13 protein-coding genes and 1 tRNA gene are annotated in these 17,472 nt (G+C 70.5%); 7 read left to right on the forward strand and 7 right to left on the reverse strand.

Annotated elements, in window-relative coordinates; genetic code table 11:
* Window positions 1-9: 9 nt before the first annotated feature.
* Complete coding sequence (locus VEL82_01045) at window positions 10-987, reverse strand: alpha-ketoacid dehydrogenase subunit beta (GenBank protein HXW66463.1); 978 nt, start codon at window positions 985-987, stop codon at window positions 10-12.
* The gene (locus VEL82_01050; protein ID HXW66464.1) at window positions 984-2,069 is read right to left on the reverse strand and encodes a thiamine pyrophosphate-dependent enzyme; all 1,086 of its coding nucleotides are present in this window, start codon (window positions 2,067-2,069) and stop codon (window positions 984-986) included. The genes VEL82_01045 and VEL82_01050 overlap by 4 nt, the downstream gene beginning before the upstream one ends.
* A gap of 161 nt (window positions 2,070-2,230) precedes the next feature.
* Here VEL82_01050 and VEL82_01055 point away from each other — a divergent pair, with 161 nt between their 5' ends.
* Genes VEL82_01055 through VEL82_01070 form a run of 4 tightly spaced genes read left to right on the forward strand, consistent with a single transcriptional unit; the run spans window position 2,231 to window position 5,949 of the window.
* On the forward strand, window positions 2,231-3,214 hold the full coding sequence (locus tag VEL82_01055; GenBank protein HXW66465.1) for an ABC transporter ATP-binding protein: 984 nt from the start codon (window positions 2,231-2,233) through the stop codon (window positions 3,212-3,214).
* Window positions 3,215-4,021: an ABC transporter permease gene (locus VEL82_01060; protein HXW66466.1), complete on the forward strand. Its 807-nt coding sequence runs from the start codon at window positions 3,215-3,217 to the stop codon at window positions 4,019-4,021.
* Between the two features lie 51 nt (window positions 4,022-4,072).
* Window positions 4,073-4,858, forward strand: coding sequence for an ABC transporter permease (locus tag VEL82_01065; protein ID HXW66467.1), 786 nt, complete (start codon window positions 4,073-4,075; stop codon window positions 4,856-4,858).
* A 59-nt stretch (window positions 4,859-4,917) separates the two neighbouring features.
* A complete protein-coding gene (locus tag VEL82_01070) occupies window positions 4,918-5,949 on the forward strand; it encodes a helix-turn-helix domain-containing protein (protein HXW66468.1) in 1,032 nt (343 codons plus the stop codon).
* On the opposite strand, the gene aprA is transcribed toward VEL82_01070, so the two are convergent.
* The 5 genes from aprA to VEL82_01095 all read right to left on the reverse strand — a co-directional run bounded on the left by aprA (window position 5,918) and on the right by VEL82_01095 (window position 10,262).
* Window positions 5,918-7,756, reverse strand: a complete 1,839-nt coding sequence (gene aprA / locus VEL82_01075) for an adenylyl-sulfate reductase subunit alpha (GenBank protein HXW66469.1) — start codon at window positions 7,754-7,756, stop codon at window positions 5,918-5,920. The genes VEL82_01070 and aprA overlap by 32 nt on opposite strands.
* A 13-nt stretch (window positions 7,757-7,769) precedes the next feature.
* Window positions 7,770-8,219, reverse strand: a complete 450-nt coding sequence (aprB, locus tag VEL82_01080) for an adenylyl-sulfate reductase subunit beta (GenBank protein HXW66470.1) — start codon at window positions 8,217-8,219, stop codon at window positions 7,770-7,772.
* A gap of 64 nt (window positions 8,220-8,283) precedes the next feature.
* Window positions 8,284-8,463, reverse strand: a complete 180-nt coding sequence (locus VEL82_01085) for a DUF1059 domain-containing protein (GenBank protein HXW66471.1) — start codon at window positions 8,461-8,463, stop codon at window positions 8,284-8,286.
* 9 nt (window positions 8,464-8,472) lie between these two features.
* Window positions 8,473-9,114, reverse strand: coding sequence for an NAD(P)H-binding protein (locus tag VEL82_01090; protein HXW66472.1), 642 nt, complete (start codon window positions 9,112-9,114; stop codon window positions 8,473-8,475).
* A 62-nt stretch (window positions 9,115-9,176) separates the two neighbouring features.
* Window positions 9,177-10,262 carry a helix-turn-helix domain-containing protein gene (locus tag VEL82_01095; protein ID HXW66473.1) on the reverse strand — a complete coding sequence of 362 codons (1,086 nt, stop codon included), beginning with the start codon at window positions 10,260-10,262 and terminating at the stop codon, window positions 9,177-9,179.
* Window positions 10,263-10,622: 360 nt separating this feature from the next.
* Here VEL82_01095 and VEL82_01100 point away from each other — a divergent pair, with 360 nt between their 5' ends.
* From VEL82_01100 to VEL82_01110, 3 genes are all read left to right on the forward strand, one after another.
* Window positions 10,623-11,651: a helix-turn-helix domain-containing protein gene (locus VEL82_01100; GenBank protein ID HXW66474.1), complete on the forward strand. Its 1,029-nt coding sequence runs from the start codon at window positions 10,623-10,625 to the stop codon at window positions 11,649-11,651.
* Window positions 11,652-12,014: 363 nt separating this feature from the next.
* A complete protein-coding gene (locus VEL82_01105) occupies window positions 12,015-16,826 on the forward strand; it encodes a protease pro-enzyme activation domain-containing protein (GenBank protein HXW66475.1) in 4,812 nt (1,603 codons plus the stop codon).
* Between the two features lie 170 nt (window positions 16,827-16,996).
* Window positions 16,997-17,071 (forward strand) — tRNA-Ile (locus VEL82_01110).
* Window positions 17,072-17,472 lie beyond the last annotated feature (401 nt).

The raw sequence follows: 17,472 nt of genomic DNA on the forward strand, positions 1-17,472 counted from the left end.
TCGCTCCCGTCAGCCGGCCCGCACCGCGGTGCGCGCAGCGTGGGCGATCGTCTCCGGGTTGGGCAGGTACAGCTGCTCGAGCGCGTAGGGGAAGGGCGTATCGTAACCCGTGACGCGCGTGGGCGGCGCCTTCAGCGAGTAGAACGCCTTCTCCGCGACGAGCGCGGCGATCTCGCCGCCGACCCCGCAGAAGCGCGCGGCCTCGTGCACGACGACGAGGCGTCCGGTCTTCTCGACGGACGCGACGAGGGCCGCCTCGTCGAGCGGCACGAGCGTGCGCGGGTCGATCACCTCGGCCCGGATCCCCTCCTGGGCGAGCGCCTCCGCCGCCTCCAGCGTCGGCGGCACCATCGCGCCGTAGGCCACGAGCGTGACGTCCGAGCCCTCGCGGACCAGGCGCGCGCGGCCGAACGGCACCCGGTGGTCGCCGTCCGGCACCTCCCCCGTCACCGACCGGTAGATCCGCTTGGGCTCGAGGAAGATCACCGGGTCCTCGTCGTGGACGGCGCTCAGCAACAGCCCCTTCGCGTCGGCCGGCGTCGACGGTATCGCGACCTTGAGGCCGGCGGTGTGGCAGAAGTAGGCCTCCGTGCTCTGCGAGTGGTAGAGGCCGCCCTTGATCCCGCCGCCGTACGGCGCGCGGATCACGACGTGGCAGGGGAACTGCCCGCCCGACCGGTACCGGAACTTCGCGAGCTCGCTGACGATCTGGTCGAAGGCCGGATAGATGAAGTCCAGGAACTGGATCTCGGCGATCGGCTTGAGGCCGTAGAGCGCCATGCCGATCGCGGCGCCCACGATCCCGGTCTCCGACAGCGGCGTGTCGATGACCCGCTCCTCGCCGAACTCCTTCACGAGCCCCTCGGTCGCGCGGAACACGCCGCCGTTCACCCCCACGTCCTCGCCGAGCAGCAGGACGTCCGGGTCGGTGCGCATCGCCTCCTGAAGGCCCCGGTTGACGGCCTGGACCAGCGTGAGCTCGCTCATGCCGGCGACGGACCTCCGCGGCCGAGCGCCTCGAACTCCGCCCGCTCCGACGCGAGGCGCGGCGTCGGCGTGGCAAACACGTCGTCGAACAGCGTCGACGGCGCGACCGCTCGCCCGCGCTCCGCCGCGTCCACCGCCGCACCGACCTGAGCGCGCGCGGCCTCCCACAGCTTGGCGTCGGTGGCCTCGTCGAGCCGACCGGACCCGAGAAGCTCGCCGCGGAGCCGAGCCACCGGGTCCTTCGCCCGCCACGCGGCGACCTCCGCGTCCGTGCGGTAGCGCTTGGGGTCGTCCGAGGTCGAGTGGGGCCCCAGCCGGTAGACCTGGGCTTCGATCAGGGTCGGGCCGTCGCCGTGCAGGGCCCGGGCCCGTGCCTCGGCGACCGCGCGATGGACCGCGGCGAGGTCGAGGCCGTCGACGACGACGCCCGGGAAGCCGTACGCCTCGGCCTTCTCGGCGAGGGTCTTGCTGCGCGTCTGCTTGTCTCGGGGCAGCGAGATCGCCCACTGGTTGTTCTGGCAGAAGAAGATCGTCGGGGCGCGAAACACCCCGGCGAAATTGAGCCCCGCGTGGAAGTCGTTCGAGCTCGTGGCGCCGTCCCCGAAGAAGGCGACGGTGACGAGCGCATCGCGCCGCCGCCGGGCGGCCATCGCGGCCCCCACCGCCTGCGAGATCTGGGTGCCGATCGGGCTCGACGCGACGACGAAGTGGAACTCGCGGAAGCCGAAGTGGTTCGGCATCTGGCGGCCCTTCGTCAGGTCGTCGGCGTTGGCGAAGAGCTGGTCGACGATCGCCGGCAGCGGTACGCCGCGGGCGAGCGCCACGGCGAGCTCGCGGTACGCCGGGAACAGCCAATCCTCGGGCCGCAGGGCGAGCGCGCATCCGACCTGCGCCGCTTCCTGTCCCATGAGCGGCACGTAGAAACCGATGCGTCCCTGGCGCTGCAGGGTCAGGCACCGCTCGTCGGTCGCGCGCGCCAGCACCATGAGCCGGTACGCGTCGACCACGCGATCGTCAGCGAGGTCGGTCGGGGCGGCGGCCGCGTCGGACGCCGCGCGGGCCGGAGGAGCCGCGGAGCCCATCGGCGGTGCGACCGTTGGTTCCGATATAACGCTACGGCCGTCCGCCTCGCTGGGCCCGCGGGTGTAACGGCTGCGCGCCGAGCGTTCCAGCCGGACTCCGGGGGGAGTTCACCTCGGTGCGAGTATTTGTACCGGCGCCGGAGTCGGCGAGCCTTCGTTCCATGCCGAGCGCGCCCGCCATCGAGGTCCGTGACGTCACGCGGGTCTTCGAGAGCCGCAAGGGGTTCCTCTTCCGCGAGGTCACGCGCACCGAGGCGCTCAAGGGCGTCGACCTGCGCGTCGACACCGGCGCGATCTTCGGCCTCCTCGGTCCGAACGGCGCGGGCAAGACGACCCTCGTCAAGATCCTCGCGACGCTCTTGCTGCCGAGCGGCGGACATGCCGCCGTGCTCGGCCACGACGTGGTCGACGAGGCGGACTGGCTGCGGCCGCGCATCGGCCTCGTCCTCGGTGGGGAGCGGGGCCTCTACAACCGGGTGAGCGCGCGGGAGAACCTGCGCTACTTCGCCGACCTGTACGGGATACCCATCGCCGAACGGGACGCGCGGATCCTCGAGGTGCTCGAGCGCGTCGGCCTAACGGAGGCGATCGACCGGCGCGTCGAGGAGTACTCCCGCGGCATGAAGCAGAAGCTGCACATCGCCCGCGGCATCCTGCATCGCCCGCAGGTGCTCTTCCTGGACGAGCCGACGATCGGCCTCGACCCGAAGAGCGCGCGGGAGACCCGCAAGCTCGTCCGCTCGCTGATCGCCGACGGGGTCACGATCTTCCTGACGACGCACTACATGTTCGAGGCGGAGGAGCTGTGCCCCGAGCTCGCGATCCTGTCGAAGGGGAGGATCGTCGCGCGCGACACGGTGCCCGGGCTCCGCCAACTGGTGGGAGGCGACCGGACCCTCGAGGTCGAGGCCTACGGCTTCGAGGACCGAGAGCTCGACGTGCTCAAGCGCCTGCCCGGCGTCTCCAAAGTCGTGAGCGAGGAGTTCGGCCCGCGCACCCGGCTCACCCTGCGCGCCCGGACGGGCGAGATCCGCCCGGAGGACGTCGTCGGCCAGCTCCCGGGTCACCCGGAGCTCGTCGTCCGCGAGCGACCGACCGTCCTCGAGGACGTCTACCTCGACCTCGTCGAGGAGGAGCAACCGTAGATGGCCGCGCCGACCGCCCAGGTCTCCTGGGCCCGGGCGACGGCCGCCTCGCTGCGCCTGTCGTTCCTCGAGTTCATGGCCGACCCGCAGTGGCTGATCCCCTCGATGATCGCCCCGGTGATCTTCGGGCTCGTCTCCTTCGAGCTGTTCCGGGACGAGGGTCGCTACTTCCTGACCTACGCGATCCTGGGCGCCGCCATGATGAGCATGTGGGGTCAGACCCTCTACGGCAGCGGATGGGCGACCGGCCTCGACCGGGAGTACGGCACGCTCGAACCGACGATCCAGTCCCCGACCCCGTACCTCTTCGTGATCCTGGGCCGGATCGTATGGAACGTCGCCAGCGGTCTCATCGGCGGGGCGATCGTCTACGTCGTGATCCTCGTCGCCGCCGGCGGCCCGCCCGCGCTGCCCGATCCGATCGGCTTCGTCGCGCTGTTCGTCTTCGTGATGCTGACGCTGGCCGCGGTCGGCGTCCTGCTCTCCGCCGCGTTCGTCTACACGCGCTACGCGGGGGTGATCCAGAACGTCGGGGAGTTCGCGTTCTACGTCGGCACCGGCTGCATGTTCCCGGTGGTCCTCCTGCCGTTCTGGACGAACCCGGTCGCGCTGGTGTTTCCCGCGACCTGGGCGCTCGACGCGCTGCGCTACCTGGCGATCCCCGGCTACGTCGGTTTCGGCTGGGGCTTCTGGGTCGACCTCGCCGGCGCCGTGGTGACCACCGTCGTCTACCTCGCGATCGCCGGGACGGTCTACCGCTACGTCGAGCACCACGTGCTCGAGCAGGGCAACCTGGGCTGGTGGTGACGGGTCCTGAGCGCGCTCGTATCGACGCCCGCGAGCGTCCCCCGGCCGTCGGTGTGGCGGACGTTCTGGACCAACGCCTGGCTGGCCCCGCGCACGAGCCTCGGCCTGATGCGGATCGACTTCGTCGTCGGCACGATCTTCGTGATCCCGCTGACCCAGATGGTGTTCTTCGCCTACGTCGTCGAGCTCGGCGGCGGCGGGGCGAGCGAGGTCGCGTTCACGGCGCTCGGGAACGCGATCGCGACGGTCACCTACTCCAGCGTCTTCTCCGTCTGCCTGACCACGGACAACGAGAAGCACGGCGGCACGATGGAGCACCTGCTCGTCTCGCCCGCGAGCCGATTCGCACTGTACGTCGGGCGGGGCTTCATCCCGATCCTGATCTCGATCGCGAGCGCCGCCGTCGGGATCGCCTACGCGGTCGCGTTCTTCGGCGTCGTCCTGCCGCCCGCCCAGATCCCGGAGCTCGCGGTCTCGGTCGTGCTCACGGCGTTCGCGATGGTCGGCTTCGGCCTGCTGCTCGGGGCGGTCGCGCTGTACCTGCGCACGGCGCTGATCCTGGGGAACATCTTCCTGTTCCTCGGGCTCCTGCTCTCCGGCGTGAACTTCCCGCTCGCGGCGCTGCCGGTCCCGCTGCAGTGGGCCGGGGACGCGCTGCCCCTGACCTGGGGTCTATCGGCCGTGCGGGCCGCCGTGGCCGCGGATCCGATCGGGACCGTGGCGCTGTTCTGGGGCGCCACGGCGCTCGCCGGCGCCGCCTGCTACGGCCTGTCGCTCGGCCTGTGGAAGACCTTCGAGCGGCGAGCGCTGGCGACCGGCAGCATCGCGCGGTACTGACGATTATCCGATACGTATCCGCGCGAAACGCAATTTAAAGGGAACCCCCTCTCGTCCGCGTGCCCGCCGGACGCGCGCTCACGCTCCATCCGGACGAGGCCCGCCAGCTGCGCGAGTGGGCGGCCGACGCGGCGAACGCGCCCCGCCGCGCGCTGCGGGCCCGCATCGTGCTCGAGCTGGCCCGCGGCGCGAGCGCCCGGGAGGTCGCCGAGCGCATCCAGGTGCATCCGGAGACCGTCCTGCGCTGGTGGCGCCGCTTCGAGGTGAACCGGCTCGACGGGCTCGTGCGCGACGCCCCGCGCGTGCGGGTGCGGGGCGTCACCGACCCGGCGCTCGTCGACCGGATCCTCCGCGCGACCTGGGAGGAGCGGCCGGCCAGCGGCTCGCGCTGGACGACGCGCTCGCTCGCGCGGACGCTGCACGTCAACCACATGCTCGTCCACCGGGTCTGGCAGGCGCACGGCGTCTCCTTCGCGACGACCCCGGGCGAGCTCGAGCGCCGCAGCGAGCGCCCGCCGGTCGAGGTGCTCGGGGTGTTCCTGGACGGGCCCGCGGCGCTCGCGGTCCGGGTCTTCCTCCCGCACGAGACGGCCGGACACGCGCGCGACACCGGCCCGGCTCCGCCGCCGACGGCGACGAGCCGGTCCGGCGCCTACACGCTCGGCCGGAACGTGCGCACGTCGCTCGGCCTGAGGGCCGCGCTCGATCGCGCCTACGAGGTCGCCGCGCCGTCCTCGAGCGAGGTGCGCTGGTCGTCCCCCGAGCTGTTCGTGTTCCTCCGTTCGATCGACGAGCGGACCCCGCCGCCCGCCGAGATCCACATCTTCTTCGACCGGGCGCCCCCCGAGGCCGAGCCGCGCCTCGAGGCGTGGGGGGCCGCCCATCCCCGCTTCCACTTCCACAACCCAGCCCCGGGCGAGCCGTGGGTCACCGCGATCGACCGCTGGCTGCGGACCGGCCCGCTGCGCACGGCCCTCGAGGACCGCGTGCGCGTGGCCGCGGCGTTCGATGCGGCGATCGCGCGCGTCTTCCAGACGCGCGGCGAGCGGCCGGGCCGGCTCAGTCGACGAAGTGGTGGCACGGCCGAGTGAACAGGCGCCAGGCCCCCGTCGCGGGGTCGCGGACCGAGTTGACGAAGCAGTGCCAGCGCTCGTCGTCCAGTCTCGGGAAGTCCGAGCGGTAGTAGTAGCCCGGCCAGCGCGTCTCGGTCCGGTGGCGGGTGTGCCGCAGGACCGCCTCGGCGGTCAGCAGGCGGTGCGCGAGCTCCCAGGCGCGTCCGAGCTCGTGCAGCGAGCGGGCGCCGAGGCTCGCCGCGTCCTCCGAGAGGTGCCCGAGCTGTCGGAGACCGCGCTCGAGCAGCGCCTCGTTCGTCGCGTAGCCGGCGCCGACGCCCCCGCCGTACTCGTCCATGATCTTCTCCAGGCGGTGGAGCCCCTGGTCCGGGTACAATAGGTCCGGGTGCACGGAGCCGTGGGTCACCCGGTCGCCGCGCTCGGCGACGCGCGCGAGGGGGGCGAACACCTCGGCGCGCCGCTTCCCGAGCGCGGAGTCCTCGATCCCGACCGACCCGGGGTGGTCGGTGAGGAACCGGACGGCCGCCTTCGCGGCGAGCCGTCCCTCGGTGAACGAGCCGCTCGAGAACTTGTGCGCGCAGCCCCCGACGGTGTCGCCGGCGCCGAACAGACCGGCGATCGTGGTCATCCGGTTGTACCCCCAGCGGTACTCGTCGGGCCCGACGTCGGAGGGACCGCTCGTCCAGGCGCCGGCGCAGACCGCGTGCGAGCCCAGGACGTACGGCTCGGAGAGGATCAGCTCGGAGGGCTCCCGCGCCGGGTCGATCCCCTGGGCCGCCCACGTCACGGCCTGGCCGACCGTCATGTTCAGGAACGCCTCCCAGGCGATCGTCTCCTTCTCGGGCGAGTCGATGACGCGCTCGGTGTGCATCAGGATCGGCCCGCGGCCCTCGACGATCTCGCGGAACATCAGGTGGTTGCGCAGGCAGGTCGGCAGCGGCTTCGCGTCCGCGTACTCGCCGACCGTCTCGCGCAGCCCGGCCCGTCCGGTCACCTCGTAGTTGTCGCCGGCGGCGTTGGTCGCGATCGCCTTGAGGTACAGGAAGAAGGCCCCCACCGGCCCGTAACCGTCCTTGAAGCGGGTGACGACGAGCCGGTTCTCCATCTGGGTCATCTCGGCGCCGAGCCCGATGAGCAGGGCGTAGGCCGAGCCGGTCGACCAGGGAGGGTACCAGGTGCGGCCCCAGCCCTCGCCGGCCGAGCGCGGGCGGAACAGGTGGGAGGCGCCGCCGGCCGCGACGACCACGGCGCGCGCCCGGTAGACGTGGAACCGTCCGTCCCGCAGGTTGACGCCCACCGCACCGGCGACGCGGTCGGGCGACGCCGCGGACGGCACGAGGTGGGTGATGAGCACGTGCTCGTCGACCTGGCTCGCCGCGGCCCGGGCCGCCTCGGCGACGATCGGCTTGTACGACTCGCCGTGGATCATCACCTGCCAGCGCCCCTCGCGCACGTAGCGTCCGGAGGACGGGTCGGTGAAGATCGGCAGGCCCCACTCCTCGAACAGGTGGACCGACGAGTCCACGTGGCGCGCGACGTCGTAGACCAGGTCCTCGCGCACGAGGCCCATCAGGTCCGAGCGCACGTAGCGAACGAAGTCCGGCGGGCGGTTCTCCTCCCAGCGCATGCCGAGGTAACAGTTGATCGCGCTGAGGCCCTGGGCGACCGCGCCCGAGCGCTCGATCGCCGCCTTCTCGACGAGGACGATCTTCAGCTCCCGTCCCCAGTAGCGCGCCTCGAAGGCGGCCCCGCAGCCGGCGAAGCCGCCGCCGACGATCAACAGATCGCAGTCGACGACCCGCGGGCTCCCGGTGCCGTCCTCCATCCGGCCGTCTCCCTCAGAGCGGCCGCGGCGCCGGAGCGCCGGGCGACGGGAGCGCGTCGACGGCGAGATAGTCCGGTTCGAAGGCGAGCAGCTCGCTGCCGAGGTCCCCCGGCGCCGGCGCTGGCGCGCTCGCCGGCGAGGGGATCGTCCCCCAGCGCGTCCGTCGGATCGGGAAGTCGAACTGTCGGGTCCCGCCGCCGCGCAGCTGGATCGTCCAGAAGATCCGGTCGGTCGTCCGGTTCGGCACGACGCGATGGCCGAGGGGCGCGAAATCCGCGTAGCCCCGGACGTCGATCGCGCCCTCGGGACATGCCTTCACGCAGGCGTAGCACTCCCAGCACATGGCCGGCTCGAGGTTGTAGGCGCGGCCCCGGTCCGGGTCGATGTGCATGATGTCCGACGGGCAGATGTCCACGCACTGCATGCAGCCGCGGCACTTCTGAGGCGAGACGAACGTCGGCACGAGAACTCGACCGGTCCGCGGCGCCGACTCCGCCCCTCAAGAAAACGGTTGCGAGCGCGCCCGGTCACGCCGGCCGGAACGCGGCCTCGATGCGGGAGCGCAGCGCGTCGTCCGGCGACGCGACGGCGTGCGCGCACCGCAGGTGCTCGGCGAGCCGCTCGTCCGCGGCCGCGCGCGAGGGCGACCGCACGGCCCACTCGCAGGCGAACCCGAGGTCCCGGCACGCGAGCGCGACGGCCGCCATCCCGAACTCCTACGCCGACGCCACCGTGAAGCGGCGGCGCACGTGCCGCGGCGTCTCGAGCTCGTCGACGACGGCCACGGCATAGTCCTCCGCGGAGATCCGGCTCTGGCCGCTCGCGTCGACGAGCAGCTGCTCGCCGCCCGCGCGATACCGCCCGGTGCGGACGCCGGGCTCGACCAGCTCGGCCGGGCTGACGACCGTCCACTCGACCTCCGGCTCGTTGCGATAGGTCTCGAGCGCCTGGCGGTGCGCCTCGGCGATCGTCTTCCCGGCCGCCGGGAACCGCTCGGTCTCGGCGAGCCGGACGCCGGGCGACACCTCGAGACCGCCGGCCCCCCCGACGACGATCAGGCGGTGGACACCGGCCTGCCGGAGCCCCGCCAGCAGTCCCGCGGCCGCCCCCTCGACCACCGACGCGTCGTCGCCGGCACGCGGTCCGACCGCGGAGATGACGGCGTCCGCGCCGCGCACGGCCTCGGCCACGCGGGCCGGGCTCGTGACGTCCGCGATGACGGTCGGCCGGCCCGAGACGGAAAGGCCGGCCCCCCGGCCCGGCCGCGCCACCTCGCGGACCGTGTGCCCGCGTCGGAGCAGCTCGTCGGTGATGCGGCTGCCGATGCGACCGCCGGCCCCGAACACCACGACGCGCATCGGCGTCCCCGCACGGTCCCAGGAATCGGTCCGTATTTGAGGGCGGCCCACACCGGCGGCGTTCAGGCGGCCGGGGGGCCCGCGCTCCCGTCCCGAGCCGGACCAGGGGCCGGACCCTCGGGACGGTAGGGCACGGCCGACCAGCTGAAGCCGATCGGTGCGGCCGGTCCTCGGGCCGCCTGTCGAACGAACGCTTCGACCAGCGGCTCGACGCCCCGGTAGCTCGATCGGCTCACCGCGCGGGGCCCCCACTTGCCGAGGAAGCGCCCGACCGCGGGGGGCCAAGCGTCCGGCCCCGTGACGGCTTCGTGGGTGAACTGGGGGCGACGATCGAGCCAGGACCGGAGTTGGCGCTGCATGCCGGCCTCGGGGCAGTAGACGATCAGGTGGAATCGAACGCGCGAGGACCAGGCGAGCTCGATCGAGCGCAGGAAGATCAGGAGATCGTAGCGATCCGCGACCGGCGTCGTCCGGTCCCCGGTCGTCTCGTTCAGCCGCGATGCGCTCCAGAACAGCTCGCCGGTCCCGGGCGCCGGCGCGTAGATGAGCGGGAGGCCGCGGCCCGCTCGGTCGTCGGCGGCCGTCCAGGACGGCGGCTCGCGGCCGGCGCGACCCGTCAGGTCGAAGGCGAAGACGATCGCGGTCACCGGAGGACAACGGAACGCGCCGACGACCTCCACCCACGGCTCGCTCGCGACGCGAGCCGACGGCACCGCCGTCGCGCCCGGCGAGAGCCCGTGCTTGCGCCACACCCGGTGAACCTGCATGTGGTTCAGGCCCAGCCGGCGCGCCAGCGTTCGCGCGGTCCAGCGGCCCCGCGGAGGCGGGGGCAGCTCCCGGGTCGCGCGGAGAATCCGCTCCTCGTTCTTGAGGGGTAACGGATACGGTTGCAGCGGATGCGGCGCGATCAGGCGGATCCCCTCGAGTCGGTGGACGGCGAATCGTCGACGCCAGAGTCCGACCGTGGTGTCGGTGACCCCGAGCTCCGCGCCGATCGTGCGGTTGGTCCGCCCCTGGGCGGCCCGGAGCACGATGCGCGCGCGCAGCCGTAACCTCGGGGAGGAGCGGGCTTCCCCGCTCCACGCCTCGAGAACGGCCCGCTCGCGGGTCGACAGCGCGATCGCGGGCGCGTGCCTCACGGTCCTCATCGCAGGCCCCCGTGTCACGCTCCCGGCCGGGGCGCCTGCGGGCCGGCCACCCCAAGCGACGTACAAGAATCTTCCGACGGGGCCACCGAGGCACGCCTGCCCCCCGAGGGCGCGGGCGAAGCGGCCGGCGATCGCCCCGGGTTAGTCAGCGGAGGAACGTTTCTCTGACGAGAGATTCGCGCTTCGGGTTATCCGACACGAATACCACTCGCCGCGGGTGGTCGGGTGGTTCATATACTGGAACCGACGGAGGTATCACCCTCCTCGAGCGGCTCCGCGCCACATCGCGCGTTGCAAAATGCTAGCCGAGCCCGTTACAGAGGAGTATAACTAAACCACCGATTCCGATGCCGCTCCTTGGTGCGGCGGGCGCTTCCGATCGTGCTGGACGAGGGCCAGCGCGAGCATCTCGTACGCTGGAGCCGGGGCGGATCCACCCCCTTCCGGCTGGTGATACGCTCGCAGATCGTCCTCCTCGCCTCGTACGGTCACAGCAACCGACGGATCGCGCGTCTGCTCCGCACGAATCCGATCACCGTCGCTCGCTGGCGATCGCGGTTCGCTCTCTTCGGCATCGAGGGGCTGCGTCGCGAGGCCCCGCGTAACGCGTCTCCCCCGCGGCTCCCCGAGGCGGTGGTGCAGCGGATCCTGCAGAAGACCCTGTCCGAGCGACCGCCGAATCGCGAGCACTGGTCCACGCGTACCATGGGCCGCGCGGTCGGCGTGAGCCACTCGGCGGTCCGCCGGGTCTGGAAGATGTACGGGATCCGCCCGAACCGTTCGCGGGTCGCGCTGCTCGCCGAGGACTCACCGTTCCGGCCCAAGACGATCGACCTGCTCGGGGTCTACGTCAACCCCCCCCGCCGGGTCGTCGCGCTCTCGTTCTCCGATGGGTCGAACTCCGCGGCGACCGGACTGGCCCCCCTGCGGCAGCCCCCGTCGGATCCGCCACCCGGCCCGAGCCGTCCTTGGATGAAGGACCTCGTGACGACCTTGGGGCTGCTCGATCGACCCGGCGAGGCTCGGACGACCCACCGCCACGTCGACCAGGAGTTCCTCGCCTTCCTCCACTCGGTACAGTTACAGCGAGCGGGCAACGAGAAGGTCGCCCTGCTGTCCGATGCGGGCGACTCCGACCTCTCCGCCAGCGTGGCCCGGTGGCTCAGCCGGCACCCTCAGATCATGACCCAGGTGCGCGGCGACTCGGAGTCGTGGGAGCAGATGGTGCTGAGCTGGATCCGAGGATTGTCGGCGGGAGGCGCGACGGAGAGCCCGCCCCGCAACCTTCCGAAGCTGGCGGCCGCGCTCGCCCGCTGGAAGAGGACGGGCGGCGGGATCGACCGGCCCTTTGCCTGGACGCCCGAGCGAGCGGGCGAAAGCCCTCGCTAGGCCGTTACCGGGCCCGTCGCCGTGTGATACCCAAGCCGCTTCCAGTCGCCTTTCACTCGCTTGATTAGGCGCACTCCATTCCCTCCTCTGGACCGCTCTGCCTGACGGCAGCGGTTCGAACAACCGGGAGAACGAATGAGAGACAAAGACTGGAAAGCGGCGCTGGCCCTGCTAGTGGTGCTGGCCGCCGTTGCGGGATTTTCACTAGCGTCCCTACCGGGCTCGGCGTTCGCGGCGCCTCCGTCGGGACAGGCGACTACGCCCGCGAGCGCTGCGGCCGCAGCGGCCCCTGCGAATATCGCCACGGGACCGCTACAGCAGGTCGCGCCCGCCTCGCAGTACAATGCGGTCGGGCCGTCGACCTTGCCGCCGACTCTGGCGAGCTATTATTCGCTCGCTCCAGACCCGAGCGCCTTCAGCTCGAGCGCGCAGGTCCAGATCGAAGTGGGCCTGACGCCGCAGAAGAGCTTGAACTCGATCGAGACGGCGATCAGCAACCCGGCGAGCACGAGCTACCACGACTTCCTGACCCCGAGCGAGATCGCTTCGCAGGCGGGAGTGCCGGCGTCGACCTACGCGTCGATCGTCGCGTACTTCTCGAGCTTCGGCCTCACGGTCGAGACTCACCCTGACCTGCTGTCGGTCAGCCTGTCCGGTACGCCCGCGCAGCTCCAGAAGGCGTTCCACACTCAGGTGGACTCCTTCGCGCTGTCCTACAGCAACCCCGACTACTACAACCCGGTGTTCGACAAGGTCACCGGTGAGCAGGAAGTCACCGTCGGGGGACAGCCGTTCGAGACGCCGATCTGGACCTCGGAGCCGTACACGTTCTACGCGAACGTCGGGGACCTTTCGCTCCCCGCGGGCATCGCGAAGTACGTCGACGCGGTCACGGGCTTCGGTATCCAGCTGGCGCAGCCTCAAGTCCAGGCCATGTACGCCACCAGCCCCGGAGAGCTGACCTCGAGCACGCAGGTGTTCAACACCACCAACGGCTCGTGGAGCCAGACCTACGGCGACGACTGGGGCGAGGGCGGCTACCACTACCAGGACCCGTTCTCTCTGAACGGCAACTGCGCAGCGAACTACTCGTGGTTCTATGAGGGCGACGAGGCCACCCAGCTGTTCTTCCCGAGCACGATGCCGACGCTCGAGGGAGCGTGCACGCTCTTCACCGGGGCGGACACGATCCTGAGCGAGCGCGACTACGGCCAGGGGATCACCATCGCGGTGGTCGAGGTCGGCGCGGTCGACCCGGCCCAGCTGGCGGCATTCAGCGCGCTCACGTTCCCGAGCGGGACGTACCCCAACGGGCTCACCACGAACCTCCTGGACCGGCTGACCTACATCGACCTGGGCGCGTCGAGCCTCTCCGAGGCGATCGACCAGGGAGCCGACTACGGCTGGTACATCGAGACCGCGCTCGACATCGAGTACGCGGCGACGATGGCCCCCGAGGCCCACATCGATCTGGTCTCCGTACCGGACCCGAACTTCTCGGCGTTCGATGAGGCGTACAGCTTCATCAGCGCGAACCTCGTGGGCAAGCAGGTCTGCGACATCCCGTCGACGGACCCGGTCTTCGGGCCGGTCTTCGTCTACGGCGCGACGTCGGACTCCAACGGAGGCAGCGCGTGCCAGGTTTCGATCACCTCGAACAGCTACGGCTCGGGTGAGACGTACACCACGTACTTCGGCTCGCCGATGTACGTGACGTACACGAGCCAGCTCCTCGAGGAGCTGTCGATCCAGGGCGTGACGAGCTTCTTCGCGAACGGCGACAGCGGCGGTGTCTACGCCGTGGTCGAGGACTTCATGCCGGCCGACTCCCCGACGACGATCTCGGTGGGCGGCGGGCAGATGACCGCCGACGATCAAGGTGTGCTGTTCCCCAACACGAACAAGTACGCCTTCCTCGAGGACTTCAGCGAGGAGTTCTGCTACGAGTACTGCTGCTACAGTTACGAAGAGGGTAACTGGGTGGAGGTCGCGCCGGTGACCAGCCTGTACAGCTACACGTACTGGGCGTACCCATCGTACGACGGAACGTTCAGTGGCGAGGTCGGTGGCGGATTCGGTCAGTCGATCGAGTCGCCGCAGGCCTGGTACCAGGCCGGCAACGGCACGTACGTGGACGGCGCGCGCATTGACCCGACGATCTCGAACGCTGCGGCGTTCAACGAGAGCATCTACTACAATGCGTGCGGTCCGACCTACTTCCTGCCCGAGGGCTGGTGCGAGGGGCCGTGGAACTACCTCTACGGCGGAACCTCGTTCGCGACGCCCATCAGCGCAGGCGGGTGGGCGCTCATCGAGGAGCAGGTCGTGCAGAAGTACGGTGCGGGTAGCCAGTACATGGGCGACATCGGTCCCCTCCTTGCCGAGACGTCGAACGCTTGGCAGGCGGGCGCGACCACGGTCAACCCGTGGGTCCCGATGACGAACATGGGCGTGGACAACGGCGACATCGGCGACTGGGCGCCGTTCAACTCGTTTACCTGGTACTACACCAACCTGTCCATCGAGGTGCCCAACTCCGTCGACCACCCGTGGTTCGCGGACAGCATCTTCAACCCGGCGATCCCGCCGGGCTGGACGGACGGCAAGTTCTTCGGCGGCGCCTCGGTCTGGAACAACCTCCAGGGATGGGGCGTCTGGGACTTGGACGTCTTGGACGGACTGCTCGTTGGAGCCACGGACTCGCAGCACGCGCTGATCACGGACCCCTGGTTCGTGGAAGTCGTCACCCCCACCGGTCTCCAGGACATCTCGGAGCTGTGGTGCGGTGAGACCTACACGTTCGAGATCGTGAGCACGGCCGCGCTCGGCAACGCACCGTTCAGCGTGATCGCGTACTCGGGAACCCCCGAGGACGGGACCGCCTACGGTGGCGGGACGACCCAGGTCATCTCCGTGACCGGATCGCCCTGGACGTTCGAGTACACGCCGCTCGCGCCTCCGTCGTCGGTATCCGGGCCCAACGCGCTGAACAACAGCGGTTGGCACTACGGCTACTTCCTGACGATCCAGGAGGGCTCGAACCCGATCCTGGGCGGCAACGCGTGGAACTTCCAGCAGTTCGCGTGCAACGTGCAGCCGGTGGGCTCGCTGAACCTGTGTATCTCTGACGTGGAGGACATCTGCCAGACGTCCGTCGCCGAGGAGACCATGTTCAACACCTACGACCTCGAGGGCGAGTACAACCTCCAGGGACAGGCGAACGCGCTCGTGACGCTGACGGAAACCGACGGCCTGACCACCCCGGTCGAGTCGGCGAGCGTGGTCCAGACCTCCGTGGTCACGGACTACTACTCGCAGGACCCGACGCTGAACCCCGCGACCTACGCTCCGGGCGTGGTGATCGGTAACTACCTGACGGACTCGAAGGGGACCGCCGACATCTGGGACAACGCGTTCATCGCGGAGGCCAGCTGTCAGACCCCGGCGACCGGACTCGACAACGAGTACGGCCTCGACACCGACGGATCCCAACCGGTGATCCCGCCGGTCTGTCTCGAGACGCAGGTCTACACGATCACGGCGTACTTCAACGGCCTTGTCTCGAACACCGTGACGGTCTACGTGGAACCGCAGATGGGCTCGTTCTATCCGCAGTTCAGCTTCTCCGACACGACCGTGACGGGCTTCGTGGAGTTCGCCGGCATGACCAACGTCCAGTGGGTCAATGTCTCGGTGGGTGGCGCTCCGGGCGAGTTCGACAACGTCAGCTTCCTGCCCGCGTGCGCGTGGCCGGGTATCGTCTCGACGACCGGCAGCGATGGGCTCACGTTCTTCCCGGAGGACCCCGGGAACTACTGTGCCACATCGGGTGCGAGCGTGCCGCCGACCGGCGACACTCCGCAGCAGGTCTGCCAGACGGGCGACCCGTCCGCGTTCTACAACCAGGAGGACTGGCTCTGCGGCAGCGGTGTTCGTGAGGGCGTGATCGAGATCGATCTCGCGCTCCCGACCTCCGGCCCGGTGACGGTCTCGATGGTGGCGGTCGGATGGAACGACCTGTCGATCAACGAGGGCTGTTTCGAGGAAGAGTGCTTCGTCTTCCCCGATGTCCAGTACGGCATCTACTGGTCGGACCCGTACACCTACGTGCCGTCGGGCCTGTCGCTCTCCGCCACGGGAACCGTGACGGGCATCGACACGGTCTCCTGGCACGGCTCGGCGTTCGCGGGTGCGGTCGGCACGCTGTCGCTGGTCTCGGGAGGGACCTCGCAAGTGCTCGCCTCCTACGCGCTCTCGCCCGGTGACGCGACGAGCGGCACCTACGCGCTGAACACGGCGAACCTCCTCGACGGGAGCTACTCGGTGGTCTTCACCGAGAAAGCGCCCGGCGCGGTGGCCTCCACCAACTCGGTGACCATCTACGCGGCCAACCAGGCCGCGGACGCCAGCGCCCTGGTCGCCCAGCTGGAAGCCGAGCTCAGTGCGGACGCGACGACGATCGCCTCGCTGAACGCCGAGGTGGCCTCGCTGCAGGCGAGCCTGTCGGCCGACAACGCGACGATCGCCTCGTTGCAGTCGCAGGTCTCGTCCCTCCAGGGCCAGGTGTCGACGCTGTCGGGCCAGCTCGCAGCCGCCCAGGCGCAGGTGACGTCGCTCAGCGCACAGATCTCCGCCCTCCAGGCGCAGAACAGTGCGGACGCCGCCCAGATCGCCCAGCTGCAGAGCGCGCTCGCGGCCGCGCAGGCCACGGTCAGCTCGGACCAGACGCAGATCGCCCAGCTCCAGTCGACGATCAACACGTTGCAGGCGGAGCTCAACCAGAAGAAGGGCACGATCGCTCCGGCGTGGTACGACACCTCGCTGGGCGGCGGGCTCATCGTCGGGTTGATCGCTCTGGCCGCGATCGTGGGCGTCGTCGGGACCTACGCGGTCATGCGCCGGGGACGCCGGGTCGAGGAACCCTCGATCCAGGCGCCCGAGCAGCCCGCGGCGGCGCCGTACGGTTTCGCACCGAGTTCGGGGAGCGGCCCGTCCCCTCGCGGGGACGAGGTCGACCAGAACCTCGAGCAGGTGCGCCGCGCGGTGGCCCGGTCGATCAGCCAGTCGGTCGCGGTCCAGCAGCGCCTGGTCGAGCGTGGACAGTTTGAGAGGGCGGCCCAGCTGAACGCCGCCTCTCGGGAACTTGCGGACGCCTACAAGGACCTCTACCGGTAGGCGGGCAGCAGCGCAGCGACAACCCTTTCCCTAACCCTTTTCCGGGCGGGGGAGGCCGGGACCTCCCCCGTCCCGATTTCTCCCTACGAGCCGAAAGCGGGTCGCGTAGGTCGAATTGGTTTAGTAGGAGGCTCGTGCTGGGGCCGCCGTCTCGAGGCGCCGGTCGCCATGGGCCCATAGCTTAGTTTGGCTGGAGCACCCGGCTGATAACCGGGAGGTCGTCGGTTCAAATCCGACTGGGCCCATCCCCCGTCAGAGAGTCGGACCTCCTGCGCGACCTGGTCCGGCCCGAATTGGGCCGTATTTCGGGCACGCGCGCCGCGAGGATTCTCCGCCGCCAAATTGCCCTGCTCTCGGAACTGCCAATCGAGCGTCCAACCCGTTCGGCCCCGGGACACCGGGGCCACCTTTCTTTCACGCTTCTTGAGGCCGCCCAACTCCCCTCGGTGCCCGGCCACGTGCCGCGGCAGGTGCCAGGAGATCCCCCAACCGAGAGGGCAGCGCGCGCCTCGAGTTCCAACCCGCGGGGGAGGAGGCCCCCTACCGACAGGCCCGTACGACGCGCGGCGGCGAGAGGATCTCACCGCGACGTCGGGGCCGACCCCTGATGGGCCGTCCACGACGCCTAAGCCCCGAGCTCGGAGCT

Source organism: Thermoplasmata archaeon (genome assembly GCA_035622275.1).
GTDB lineage: Archaea > Thermoplasmatota > Thermoplasmata > Lutacidiplasmatales > UBA184 > Lutacidiplasma.